The organism is Actinoplanes rectilineatus (assembly GCF_000962825.1).
GTDB lineage: Bacteria > Actinomycetota > Actinomycetes > Mycobacteriales > Micromonosporaceae > Actinoplanes > Actinoplanes rectilineatus.
Map to the genome: position 1 here is coordinate 78,206 of NZ_JZKF01000029.1, position 12,103 is coordinate 90,308.

General features: G+C 69.5%; 11 protein-coding genes. 8 read left to right on the plus strand and 3 right to left on the minus strand.

Translation table 11 applies throughout. The features are described 5' to 3' along the window. Positions 1 to 330 precede the first annotated feature (330 nt). The 6 genes from WH85_RS22495 to WH85_RS22520 all read left to right on the plus strand — a co-directional run bounded on the left by WH85_RS22495 (position 331) and on the right by WH85_RS22520 (position 6,181). Complete coding sequence (locus tag WH85_RS22495; RefSeq protein WP_045743932.1) at positions 331 to 1,194, plus strand: branched-chain amino acid ABC transporter permease; 864 nt, start codon at positions 331 to 333, stop codon at positions 1,192 to 1,194. Then, entirely contained in the window at positions 1,191 to 2,198 is a 1,008-nt protein-coding gene (locus tag WH85_RS22500) for a branched-chain amino acid ABC transporter permease (protein ID WP_045743933.1), read from the plus strand. The genes WH85_RS22495 and WH85_RS22500 overlap by 4 nt, the downstream gene beginning before the upstream one ends. Continuing rightward, positions 2,195 to 2,959 carry an ABC transporter ATP-binding protein gene (locus WH85_RS22505; protein WP_045743934.1) on the plus strand — a complete coding sequence of 255 codons (765 nt, stop codon included), beginning with the start codon at positions 2,195 to 2,197 and terminating at the stop codon, positions 2,957 to 2,959. The genes WH85_RS22500 and WH85_RS22505 overlap by 4 nt, the downstream gene beginning before the upstream one ends. Continuing rightward, on the plus strand, positions 2,952 to 3,719 hold the full coding sequence (locus tag WH85_RS22510) for an ABC transporter ATP-binding protein (protein WP_045743935.1): 768 nt from the start codon (positions 2,952 to 2,954) through the stop codon (positions 3,717 to 3,719). Before WH85_RS22505 ends, WH85_RS22510 begins: the two co-directional genes overlap by 8 nt. After that, entirely contained in the window at positions 3,716 to 4,879 is a 1,164-nt protein-coding gene (locus WH85_RS22515; protein ID WP_045743936.1) for an ABC transporter substrate-binding protein, read from the plus strand. Before WH85_RS22510 ends, WH85_RS22515 begins: the two co-directional genes overlap by 4 nt. A gap of 273 nt (positions 4,880 to 5,152) precedes the next feature. Continuing rightward, positions 5,153 to 6,181, plus strand: a complete 1,029-nt coding sequence (locus WH85_RS22520) for a 2-hydroxyacid dehydrogenase (protein ID WP_083449183.1) — start codon at positions 5,153 to 5,155, stop codon at positions 6,179 to 6,181. A gap of 279 nt (positions 6,182 to 6,460) precedes the next feature. Here WH85_RS22520 and WH85_RS22525 read toward each other — a convergent pair whose 3' ends face one another. Continuing rightward, positions 6,461 to 6,931 carry a hypothetical protein gene (locus WH85_RS22525; RefSeq protein WP_157411165.1) on the minus strand — a complete coding sequence of 157 codons (471 nt, stop codon included), beginning with the start codon at positions 6,929 to 6,931 and terminating at the stop codon, positions 6,461 to 6,463. A 312-nt stretch (positions 6,932 to 7,243) separates the two neighbouring features. Here WH85_RS22525 and WH85_RS22530 point away from each other — a divergent pair, with 312 nt between their 5' ends. After that, entirely contained in the window at positions 7,244 to 7,795 is a 552-nt protein-coding gene (locus tag WH85_RS22530) for a hypothetical protein (protein ID WP_245674049.1), read from the plus strand. A 67-nt stretch (positions 7,796 to 7,862) separates the two neighbouring features. Here WH85_RS22530 and WH85_RS22535 read toward each other — a convergent pair whose 3' ends face one another. Further along, entirely contained in the window at positions 7,863 to 10,223 is a 2,361-nt protein-coding gene (locus WH85_RS22535) for an NACHT domain-containing protein (RefSeq protein ID WP_045743939.1), read from the minus strand. A 646-nt stretch (positions 10,224 to 10,869) separates the two neighbouring features. On the opposite strand from WH85_RS22535, the gene WH85_RS48925 reads away from it, so the two are divergent. Continuing rightward, positions 10,870 to 11,337 carry a fasciclin domain-containing protein gene (locus WH85_RS48925; RefSeq protein ID WP_169792478.1) on the plus strand — a complete coding sequence of 156 codons (468 nt, stop codon included), beginning with the start codon at positions 10,870 to 10,872 and terminating at the stop codon, positions 11,335 to 11,337. A 44-nt stretch (positions 11,338 to 11,381) separates the two neighbouring features. Here the strand turns inward: WH85_RS48925 and WH85_RS22545 are convergent, their stop codons facing one another. After that, a complete protein-coding gene (locus WH85_RS22545) occupies positions 11,382 to 12,101 on the minus strand; it encodes a hypothetical protein (protein ID WP_045743941.1) in 720 nt (239 codons plus the stop codon). Positions 12,102 to 12,103 lie beyond the last annotated feature (2 nt).

Below are 12,103 nucleotides of genomic sequence, written 5' to 3' on the forward strand. Positions count from 1 at the left end.
GGCCTGCTCGTGGGTGCCGCCTGTGCGACCCCGTGGATCGTGCGCGAGAGCAGCACCGTACTTCCAGCCGTACGCGGCGGCACCGGTGGGCTGGCTCGGCCTGGCCGCGACCGCGCTGCCCATGAGCTCTACGCGCGGGACCTACGAGCCGTCAGCACGAGCGCCGCGGGACTTCTCGCGCTCGCCGAGCCAGTGATCATGCGTGGCCTTCTTTCTGATCGTCTCCGCGACAAATCATGACCTTGCGCCGACCCTGGCGCGTCACCGGCCGTCTGCTCCGCACCGTGCCGTGCGGCAGCCTGCCCGGATCTCGTAAGGAAAACCCATCTCATGTCCCCACTCGTGGACTTCACGGTCGCCGGCCTGGCGGCCGGCACCACCTATGCCCTGGTCGGCGTCGGCATCGCCCTGGTCCATCAGGTCACCGGCATCATCAACTTCGCGCAGGGGGAGTTCGTGATGCTGGGCGCGCTGCTCTACGCCCTGGGCTGCGAGGGCGGCCTGCCGGTCTCGCTTGCGATCTCGCTGGCGGTGACCGGGACGGTGGCCGCCGGTGTGGCCATGCAGGTGTTGATCATCGCTCCCGCCCGTGCGGCGGGTCCCGACCGGCTCATCATGCTCACCATCGGTGCGTCGATCCTCGTGCAGGGCCTCTGCCTGACCGCCTTCGGCGCCGATCAGCACTTCGCGCCACCGTTCAGCGGTGAGAGCCGGGTCCAGTTTCTGACCACGTCGTTCTCCACCCAGTACGTCTGGTGCGCGGTGCTCACGGCCGGGGCGGTCGCCGGACTGTGGCTTCTGCTGAACCGTACGTCGTGGGGCCGGATGCTGCGCGCGACGGCCATGGACCGGGACACCGCACGACTCATGGGTGTCTCTCCACAGGCGATGAGTCTGCTGGCCTTCCTGCTGGCCGCGGCTCTGGCAGCCGCCGCCGGGATCGTCCTGGCTCCGCTGCAGCCCCCGGACGCCACGATCGGCGTCGCTCTCGGGCTCAAGGGATTCACCGCCGCGGTGATCGGCGGCCTCGGCTCACTGTTCGGGGCGGTCGTCGGCGGGCTCGTGGTCGGTCTCGTCGAGGCCGGCGTGACCGGCTACCTGAGCAGCGGTTACCGCGACGTGATCGTCTTCGCGGTGCTGTTGCTGACCCTCATGCTGCGGCCGCACGGCCTGCTGCGGCGGAGCGGCTCATGACGCCCGGTATGAAACGCTGCGCGGCTCACGGAGTCTTCGCGGCTGTCGTCCTGTCCGCTCCGGCCCTCTTCACCCGGATGCCGTTCTACACCCTCTCCACCGCTGTGCTCATGGTGATGCTGGCCATCGGCGCCCTCGGGCTGGTCCCGCTCACCGGGCTGGCACGGCAGGTATCGCTCGGTCAGGCCGCGTTCTACGGCATCGGCGGCTACACCTCGGCGGTCCTCTCCACCCGGTACGGCATCGACGGGTGGACGGCGATGGCCTGCGGCGCGGTACTCGCCGGTGCCCTGGCGTGGCTGCTGGGGCTTGCCATCTTCCGTGCCCAGGGCCACTACCTGACGCTGGCAACCCTTGCACTGGGGATCGCGCTGAGCGCCCTCGCCGGACAGCTGCCGGTGACCGGGCGCAACGCCGGTGTCGCCGGGATCCCGCCCTTGGAGGCGTTCGGCATCCGGCTCGACGGCGACCTGTCGGTGTTCTACGCGTTCGCCGGCATGTTGGTGCTCTGCGTCCTCGCGGTCGACTGCCTGCTGCGTTCGGGGTTCGGCCGTGCGCTGACCGCCGCCGGCGACAGCCCTCTGGCCACCGCTGGAAGCGGGGTGGACATCGCCCGGCTCCGGCGTGCCGCGTTCGTGCTCGCCGCGGTGCTCGCCTCGATAGCCGGCAGCGGATACGCGTACTGGTACCGCTACATCGACCCCGGCATCATGGGTCTGCTCAGTTCCGTCGAACTGCTCATCATCGTCACCGTCGGCGGAACACGGTCCGTCTGGGGACCGGCGCTCGGCGCGTTCACCGTCATCTCCCTGTCGCAGTTGTCCAAACAGTACCTACCCGGCACCGGCGGAACCTACGAGTTGACGATCTACGGCGCTGCTCTGATCCTGACACTGCTGCTGTTGCCCGACGGCCTCGTGGGCGCCTTCGCCGCGGCCGGCCGCACGGTGCGGCATACCGTGGAGCGCCGCCGGACCGCCGCCACCGCGCGAGCGCTGTCATGACCGGCGCGCTGCTGGAGATCGACGACCTGACCGTGCGCTTCGGTGGGGTGACCGCGCTCGCCGGGGTTTCGCTGCGGCACACGGCCGGTGGTGTCGTCGGCCTCATCGGGGCGAACGGTGCCGGCAAGTCCACCCTGATCAACGTGCTCTCCGGGGTGCTGCACGGCACCGCCGGAACCATCCGGCTCGACGGACAGGACATCAGCCGGCTGCCGACCTACCGGATCGCCCGTGCCGGTGTCGCGCGGACCTACCAGAACCTGGAGATCTTCGGTTCACTCAGTGTGCTGGACAACGTGCTCGTGCCGTATCGACGTACGGACGACACCCGCAGGCTGCGCGACCGGTTCGGTATCCGGTCGGCGGACAGGCGCGCTCGGGGCGAGGCGATCCTCGCGGAGGTCGGGCTGGGCGGGCAGTCGCACCGGTACGCCGCGGAACTGCCGTACGGCCTGCAGCGCCGTCTCGAGATCGGCCGGGCGCTCGCCACCGCGCCCCGGCTGCTGCTACTCGACGAACCGCTCGCCGGGCTCACCCTCGGCGAGAGCGCGGACCTGCTCGACCTGCTCGCCCGCCTGCCCGGACGTGGTGTGACCGTGCTGCTCGTCGAGCACGACGTTCCGAGCGTGCTACGGATCAGCGACCGCGTGATCGTCCTGCACCACGGCACGGTGCTCGCCGACGGAGCCCCGGAGCACATCGTCACCGATCCCGCGGTGCGTGCGGCGTACCTCGGCAGCGACGGGAGCCACGATGACTGAGTATGTGCTCGAAGCCCGTGGCGTGGCCGCCCGCTACGGCCATATCGAAGCCCTGCACGGAGTCGACCTGACGGTCCGTGCGGGTGAGGCGGTCACCCTGGTGGGTGCCAACGGGGCGGGAAAGACGACCCTGCTCAAGACGCTCGTCGGTCTGGTCGCGGCGACCCGCGGCAGCATACGGCTCAGAGGCCACGACGTCACCCGGTGGCCTGTGCAGAAGCGCGCGCGGGCCGGACTGGCGCTCGTACCGGAAGGGCGCCACGTGTTCAGCGGCCTGTCCGTGCAGGACAACCTCCTGATCGGCGGCCACGGCCGCGGGCGTACGGCAGTCCGCCGCGCCCTGGTCGATGTCTACGACCGTTTCCCTGTGCTGGCGCGGCGCCGTCGGCAGAGGGCCGGCTCGCTGTCCGGCGGAGAGCAGCAGATGGTCGCGATAGGGCGTGCTCTGATGGCGGCCCCCGACGTTCTGCTGCTCGACGAGCCGACGCTCGGCCTGGCCCCGATCGTGGTGGCCGAGGTGACCGACATCCTCACCGGACTGACCGGTGGCCACACGGCGATCGTGCTGGTCGAGCAGAACACCGAGACCGCATTCCGGGTGGCGCAGCGCGGCTACGTACTCGACCGCGGGCTGATCCGGCGTACCGGTGACGTGGCCGATCTTCGTACCGATCCCGAGGTCCGGGCGGCCTATCTGGGTGAAACATCCCGGTCCCAAGAACCACTACCACTACCATCTCCACGAAAGGTGACACCGTGAGGCCACTTGCCCTCGTATCAACCGTCAGCGCTGTGATCCTGGCGGCCTCCGCCGGGGGCTGTGCAGCTGACGAGGCAACCGGCGCGCAGGCCGGCGCCGAGATCGTCATCGGCGCGAGTCTCGAACTCTCCGGCCCGACAGCATCGATCGGCAGCACGTACAAGAAGGCGCTGGAACTCAAGGCCCAGCAGCTCAACGACAGCGGCACGCTCGGCGACAGAAAGATCAAGCTCGTCATCCGGGACAACCGGACCGACAACAACACCGCGGTCGCCGCGGTCAACGACCTGATCAAGAACGAGAGGGTGGCCGCGCTCATCACCGGTGGGTGCAGCGCCTGCGTCGTCTCGGCGATGCCGGCCATCACCGAGAATCACATGCCCACCATCGCGCTCGCCTCGGCCAGCGCCATCACCACACCCGTCACCGAACGCCGGTACGTCTTCAAGATCGCCCCGAATCCGGCACAGGACGCCACGGTGATCGCCACCCACGTGGCCGCCGCATCGATCAAGAAAATCGGACTCATCGCCGTCAACAACGTCTACGGTCAGGACGGCGAGACGTCGATCAGGCAGGAGAGCGCCAAGCTCGGCGTCGATGTCGTCGCCGCCGAGCAGTTCGCGCAGACCGACACCACGATGACCGTCCAAGTAGGCAAGGTCATCGCCGCGAAGCCGGACGCCGTCGTCATCTGGGCCGTCATGCCGGCAGCGGGCACCATCGTGCGCGAGCTGCACGACGCCGGTTTCCAAGGCGCCGTCTACCTCGACGCCGGCGCGGGTGCGGAATTGTTCGTCAAGGGCGCGGGTGACACCGCCGAAGGCACCAACATGGCCTTCCCCCGAGTGCTGGCCACCGACGAGATCGACGCGAGCACGGCCGCCGGAGCGGTGCAGAAGCAGTGGGTCACCGCCTATGAACAGGCCCACGGCACCTATTCCGGGTTCGCCTCGTTCGCCGCCGACGCACTCCAGGTCATCGCCGACGCTGCCAGCCGGGACACCGACAGCGAGCGGATCCGCGACGCCATCGAGACCGCGGCCCTGGACGGGGCGAGCGGGCCCGTCCGCTTCAGCGCCACCGAGCACTCCGGGTTGCAGCCGCAGGCACTGGGCGTCCTGACGGTCCGGCAAGGCGAATGGCACCTGGCGCGGTGAGAACCGGCGTCCTGCCGCCACCGGTGGCGGGGCTCGCACCGTTGATCCGGGCTCCGGGCTGACTCCGCTGGACACACCGGTCATGTCGTTCTCGCGGCCGGCGAGGTACCAGCACTCCGTGTGCTGACTCAGCGCCGCCTGGATCGTCACCAGGCGGCGCTGACTGTCGTTGCCGTCGCTGTCGGGCCCGCACGGCCGGTCCGGCCGGCGGACGTGGGCCGTTCAAGCCTGGGACCGTCCGTCTGAACGAGCCGAGCATCGCTGACCTGTCACATGACCAATGCGATCGGCGACGGTGATGCCGTGCTGATAGTAGGAACGCCGCCCGGCGCCGCTGCCGGGCCGACACCCCGCAAACTTTGGATACCACACAAGTCCGGCCTCGCCTACTTCCACGGACTACCGGACAACGTGCTCGTCGAGGTGGCGGACCATCCGGATCTGTTGCCGTCGGAACCCGGCGGTGTGGAGTTCTGGATGCCCACCTTCTTGAACCAGTCGCCGATGCACACCCTCGTGGGGCGGCTGCCCGACCTGCGTGTGCTGCAACTACCCAGTTCAGGATCGGACGCCTGGACGCCCCTCCCGGACTCCCGGATCACACTCTGCGACGCCCGCGGGGTCCATGACTCGGCCACCGCGGAATGGGTGATCACCGCGATCCTCACCAGTCTTCGCTCCTTCCCGCAGTTCCAGCGGGCGCAGGCGGAACGCCGGTGGACACACGACGCGCCGGCCCCCACCGGGGAACTGGCGGGCAGGCGTGTACTGATCGTGGGCGCGGGCAACATCGGCTCAGCGGTCGCGCGCCGCCTCGGCCCTTTCGAGGTGGAGGTGACGATGGTCGCCCGTACGGCGCGCCCGGCGGACGGGGTACGCGCTGTCGCTGATCTGCCGGACCTTCTGCCCCGTGCCGATGTGGTGGTACTGCTGGTACCTCTGACCGACGAGACACGTGGACTGGCCGGACCAGCCTTCCTGGCCGCGATGCCGGACGGCGCGCTGCTGGTCAACGCTGCCCGCGGGCCGGTGGCCGATGCCGCAGCCCTGTACCGCGAACTCGAATCCGGACGGTTGTCAGCCGTGCTGGACGTCACCGACCCCGAGCCGCTGCCGCCGTCCGACCCGCTGTGGGCGATCCCGAACGTACTCATCACCCCACACGTCGCCGCCCTCACCGAGAGCATGCACGATCGGGTCTATCGGCTCGCGGGCGAGCAGGCACGGCGCTACTTCGCCGGGCTGCCGCTGGTCAACCGGGTGCGCCCATGGGACGGGCACCTGCCGCGGGCGTCGGCCTGAGCCCGGGCGACGGACCGGCCCGCAGCCGTCGCACCGGGCGTAGCCGCCATCGCCGTAGCGTTCTGAACTCCTCCGAGGTCAGTACCGGGACCGCCTCGACGGTGCCACCGGCAGGACGGTCGCCCCTCTCCTGAACGGCTCGGTGTGGCGTCCGCGACGGCGGACGCCACACCGGTCAGCCCAGCTTGCCGGTCCGGATCCATCCCGTGACATCCCGCTACCGGTCGGCGGTCACCCGGATGGTGTCGAGGATCTCGTCGGCCGGGCCGGGCCGGCGGTTCACCAGTACGTGCTGGGCTTGATGTTCACCCAGCACGACCGCTCCGCGTTCAGGTAGAAGCGGACGCGTACCTGGTTGTGTGAGATCTTGTGCCAGGTCTGCTCCCAGTTGTGGCCGGTGTCGCCCTTGGCCGCCACGTCGTGTTCGGTGGCCGTCGTCCCGCCCCAGGAGCGGATGTCGTCGATGTCGCTGCCGTCCGTGGTCCTCGACGTCACGGTCAGCTTCGCCGCCGTGAAGTCGGCGTCCCACCAGAGGCGATCAACGCGGTAGTCGGTGCTCTGCGGCTTCCAGCGCAGCCAGACCTTGACGTCGACGTTCTTGCCGGCCACCTGGCAGCTCTTCGGAACCGGGCCGATCAGGTTGTTGTCGTTCGGGCTGTCGTCGGCGGAAGCGGCGGGCACCACACCCAGGATCCCGGCCCCGAACGCCACGGCCGCGGCCCCCGACAGCAACACTTTCCTCTTCGACACTTCGACTCCCATGAGTGAGGCGGTGGACATAGGCGATTCAGGCTATTGGCGCCCGGCCGTGGACACGCGCCTTACCGATCAAAATGGGATGAGAATCGCAAATAGAAAGGAACGGATTGGTTGCCGCAATTCCACTGAGGATCACCCTGAATGGTTCCCTTCCGGCTGGCGGGTAGGGGTGGACGGAAGCCGCGCTGGGCGTTCGTCGACAGGCGGCCGCGGCGAACCGTGCATCCTCGGCGCCGGTGGCGCACTCCAATGGTCGTGATCAGGCTCGCGCCGGCGAGGGACGACCGAGGAGCCCGGGGTGATGTGGCCGCCGCTGTGGCCACGCCCATCCTCTACGATCCCGCCGTGTCTCACACGCGGCGGGTGTATCGGCGACGCGACGGCCAGGTCCTGATCCTTCTCGGACTTTGGGCCGTCGTGATGGTAGGTGTTCTCTGGCTGGAGTGGCCCGGCGAGACGATGCTCGCAATCTCCATCATCGGACCCGTCGGCCTCATCCTCTTCCTGTTCGGGCCCGCGGTCAGCGTTGTCGTCACACCCGCCGAGGTGGTGGTCAACAACACCTTCCATCGCTGGCGGATCGCCCGCAGCATCGCGACCTTCCCCGACCCGGAGAGCCCGAACGACAGCTTCATCGCCGTTCAGGGGCATCCCGCAGTGGACATGGCCGCGCTGCAGTCCTTCTTCCACCGTCGCGCCGACCGGGATGCGTTGCGCTGGCTGGCAGGGGCGCTGGAACAGGTGGGACGGCTGCCGGACGACGGCCGCCGTCGACTCGGAGTGCACTGGGTCAACCTGGCCATCGCTGCCGCCGCGATCGGACTCTGGATCTGGAGCGACAGCCTGATCCCCTGATTCATCGGGTACGAGTGAACGAAAGCCCGCTGGCCGACGGCCCGGTCGAAGTACCGCAGTCGGGCCGTCACCGCCGTGAAGCGGCCCTCCGGCGTTCCGCCTCGGCCCCGGTGTCGTCGGCGGTCGGCGTGACGGCCAGGTGTTCCTGCAGGCGGGCGTGCCGGAACTGCCACGCCGTGCCGGACTGGCGCAGCACGCCGCGCTCGTACGCGTCGGCGAGGAACCGGGTCGGCCGCCACGGCAACCGGCCGGTCAGCGGCAACCACACCCGGACCAGGATCAGCCACTGCCCCCACACGGTGGCGCAGAGGCCGAACAGCAGCGCCAGCAGCATCCCGGACGTCAGCCCCTGCCAGGGCGACGCGGACGGGTCGGCGAACGCCGTGGCGATACCGATGGCGGCCGAGGCGACCATCCCGATCAGCAGCATCTGCAGCAGCGCGCTGGTCCGTGCCAGGGACAGCGACCGGAGCGGGCCGACCTCCTCGCAGACGTCCAGCGGCACCCGCGAGCCGACGGCCAGGCCGCACACCATGCCGAGGGCCGCGCCCAGGCCGAGCAGCAGCAGCGGCCGGTCCACCAGGTCGAACAGCATCGCGTCCATGCCGACCGCCAGGATCCCGGAGGTTCCGGCGGCCCGGAAGACGGCCTCGGTGGCCAGCCAGTAGAACAGCGTCGCCGCGCAGCCGAGGGCGCCGCCGGTCAGCACCGACCGCAGCAGCCGCTCGGGCCGGCTGTGCACGCCGAGCCGGGTCGCGCTGGGCCGGGGCCGCGGGCCGGCGATACCGAGGGCGAGACCGGCGATCGGGCCCAGCAGCGCCGCCGACGCGACCGCGCCGATCACGGTCGTCTGGATGCCCTGCTGCCCCAGGAACACCTCGGGACCGTACTCCAGATACCAGCGCAGGCGGGTGGCCAGCGTGCCGGCCACGGCCCCGGCGAACGCCCACAGAACACAGACGACAAGGAAGCGGGTACGCCCGACCGCGCCGGACCGGGCCGTGAACAACGCGTAGCCGACGGGGAGGATGCCGGCCAGGCCGTACCGGAGGACGGCGTCCACGGCGTACCCCCGAACGGGGATCTGATCGAGGTGCCCGGCGTGACCCAGCAGCAGGAAGGTACCGGTCAGCCCGCCGATGAGCAGGAAGTACAGCAGCACCGCGACCGGCAGCGACACGGCCTGGGACAGCCGCCACCACTCCAGGTCGGGGGAGCGGCGGTGCTGGGCGTAGCGGGCCAGCGTCGACAGCCAGCCCTGCACGGCCCGCCGTGACCGGTGCGGGTAGACCGCCGGGAGGTACGCCCCCAGCAGGTGCCGTTCGACCTCGGCCACCCGGGAGAAGGCGAGCAACTCGGACGGCGGACGGTGGCCCGACTCCGCGTAGACCACCCGGGCCAGGTGTGCCATCAGCGGGTTGGCCAGCGCCCGGCGCACCGGGGCGTCCTCGTCGAGGCCGTGCAGCATCGACGTCCAGTCGTCGCCGCGTGCCGGGCTCGCCGACCGGGGCAGGTACACCAGCAGGTCGTCGCCGGAGAGCGGCTGCACCTCCACGACGGCGGCCCGGGCCAGCGGGGCGGTGGCGGACACCGCTTCGGCGTACTCGTGGGGCCGGCTCGTGAGCACGACCGGCAGTCCCGCCTCGCCGATCCCGCGCAGCGCCCAGGCGTGCAGGCCGGCCGGCATCTCGTCCAGGCCGTCGAGGATCGGCAGCAGGTGCCCGTCGTCGATCAGCATCCGCGCGGTGCTGCGCCCGTCACCGGCCGCGCCCGCGAGCCCGGGATGGTCGCGGACCAGTCGGCCGGCGATCCACTCCGGCAGGGACTGCCCGTCGGTGTGCCCGTCGTTCACCGGCGTCCACGAGGCGACACTCAACACCACCGGCACCGCGCCACCGGGCTCGCGGCGTTCCAGCAACTGCAGCGCGAGACGGGCGGCGAGGACCGACTTGCCGCTGCCGACCGGGCCGAGCAGCACCAGCCGGCCGGACGGGATCCGCTGGTAGACGTCGGCGAGCCGGTCCAGGTCCCCGTCCAGGTCGAGCGGCCCGGCGTCCTGCCCGGCCGGTGCCAGCCCGATGTTCGCCCAGTGATCCATGACCGTGGCGGGCGCGGTCACCCAGCGGACCGGCAACGCCACCGGGTCGTTGATGCGGCGCTGGCGTTCCGCGGTACGCCATTGCAGGTCGACCGCCTGGGCGAGCTGATCCAGGGTGCTGTCCCGGTCGTCGCCCCAGTGCGGCACGCCCCACTGCCGCCGGTGCCGCACCTCGACGACCAGCGCGGCGAGACCGCACAGCGCGGTGAGCACCCACACCCCCGTGACACCCCACGGTCCGGCCACCTCGATCGTGCCGGTGGCCAGGTTGGTCAATAGAGCCAGCACCACGGACAGCGCCGTGGCCGCGATCGGGGACGGGCGTCGCATCTCACTCCCACCGTGCATTGAGGACAGTGAGGCGAGACTCTAATGCGGTGTCCACGAACGTTCACCGGGTAGGTGTCGGTCTCGTTGTGGATCATCGCGCACGGGTGTGTGCGAGCGGCTCCCCCTGTGGTGGTGGGGTGGTGGTCGCGCTGCCCGGAATGCGGGTGGCGGTGGTGGGCGCCGCAGCGACGTGCCCGACGTCGGGTTTGTGCCACCGCCGTGACCCGGGTTGCCTGCCGGGCCTGGCCGCCGGTGGTGGCGTTGATGTCCAGGATGCACGCCTTTACACGTTGCTGGCCGACCGTAGCAATCCGAATACCGCTGCCGCTGAGCGCTGCGGGCGGTGGAGAGTTGTCCGAAAAGGGGATTTTCAGCCCTTAAGGGGGTAATATCTGGCTAGCGAATTCGAGGGTATGCGAGGGCCTGGGTGACCAATATCTGGTGCCCTGGCCGAGGGTGTCTGAGGTGTTGTCGTATGCGGGCTCGTTTGCGGCATCGGGTGGCCGGGATATCAGGATGGTGGGCGCGGTCCATGTGTTTCAGGCGCTTAGTTGCATGGTTGGCGATTGCCGTATCAACCGCACTTTATGGTTGTGTCACCCAAAGGGTTGACACCCGAGTCTCCACGGCGAGCCCTCCCGCAGAGGTGATCCCGAAGGAATCTGTCTGCGACACGGAGGCTCTCGCGCCGGCAACGCTGACGAATTTGCGTCTGATGGCAAAAAAATCAGCCGGCACTGCCCTCGAGGAAAACTTTGATTACTCAATGATGGGTGACGTGCTGCGTTTGACAGGCGCCCGGAGCGAAGTGGACTCGATGCAGGAAGCGACCATTATCGTCCCCTCGAACCGGGCTTTTGCCGATATGGGACCGGAAAGGTACTTCGATCTGTCGAAGGATTCGAAGAAGTCAAGGGTTCTGCTCGATGCAAGCATCATTCCGCAACGCCTGTCGAGCCGGGAGATCGTTGGGCGGCATGAAACCATCGGACATGGAACCATCTCAGGCTCCGCGGAGAACGGGAGTGTCGTTGTCAATCGTGCTCGCATCATCTGCAGTGATATACAGACGTTGAATGCGACGATTCATATCGTCGAAAAAATGATGGAATGAGAAATGCTGAAAATGGGTGGCGGTGTGACGTCACCGCTGTCCGGTCAGCGGAGCCAGCCGGTGAGGGTGACGGCTGCGGCCGCGGCGAACTGCTGCACGGTGGCGAGGGCGCCCGAGGCCGCACCCGGCACAGCGCCGGAGAGGGCCCGCGCGGTCAGCCGGGGCAGGATCGCTCCCATCGCAGCACCGCACAGCACGAGCGGGATCCCGGAGTAGCCGGCGACCGCGAGCAGCGTCAGGGCCAGCACCGCCACCGCGGCCTGCGGGATCGGGCGGCGCAGCAGCGAGAACACCGCGAAGGCGATCCCGTACCCGACCGCCTCCGGCCGCGGGGCCGCCAGGAGGAGAACGGCCGCCTGTCCCGCGTACGCCGCCCCCGTACCCACCGCCGCCACCAGAGCCGTCCGGTTCGCGAACACCCGCCGGGCCCTTCTCCGGTACGCGACACCGAGCGGCACCACGGTCAGCGCGAACAGCAGGAACAGTGGCGTGACGTCGGTGAGGCGTACCAGAGTGAGTGGTCCCAGCACTGACAGCGGTAGCAGAACGCCGAGCGTGAGCCCGGCCGGGTCGAGGGATGAAGAAGGCGAAGAAGGCGGCGGAAACGCGCGGGCTGTCGCGAGCACGCCGCCGGTGACCAGGCCGGCGGCGTACACGGTGGAGAAGACGGCCAGGATGAGTTCGGGGTGCTGCCACACCAGCGGCGCGACCGTGCTCATCGCGAAATAGTCGAAGACCGTCAGGAACGGCGCGAGCAGCACCATCG

Excerpts from the sequence above, each read along its gene's own strand:
- WH85_RS22520 (WP_083449183.1), top strand. The coding sequence starts at position 5,153 with ATGACCAATGCGATCGGCGACGGTGATGCCGTGCTGATAGTAGGAACG.
- WH85_RS22505 (WP_045743934.1), top strand. The coding sequence starts at position 2,195 with ATGACCGGCGCGCTGCTGGAGATCGACGACCTGACCGTGCGCTTCGGT.
- WH85_RS22500 (WP_045743933.1), top strand. The coding sequence starts at position 1,191 with ATGACGCCCGGTATGAAACGCTGCGCGGCTCACGGAGTCTTCGCGGCT.
- WH85_RS22535 (WP_045743939.1), bottom strand. The coding sequence starts at position 10,223 with ATGCGACGCCCGTCCCCGATCGCGGCCACGGCGCTGTCCGTGGTGCTG.
- WH85_RS22495 (WP_045743932.1), top strand. The coding sequence starts at position 331 with ATGTCCCCACTCGTGGACTTCACGGTCGCCGGCCTGGCGGCCGGCACC.
- WH85_RS22510 (WP_045743935.1), top strand. The coding sequence starts at position 2,952 with ATGACTGAGTATGTGCTCGAAGCCCGTGGCGTGGCCGCCCGCTACGGC.
- WH85_RS22545 (WP_045743941.1), bottom strand. The coding sequence starts at position 12,101 with ATGGTGCTGCTCGCGCCGTTCCTGACGGTCTTCGACTATTTCGCGATG.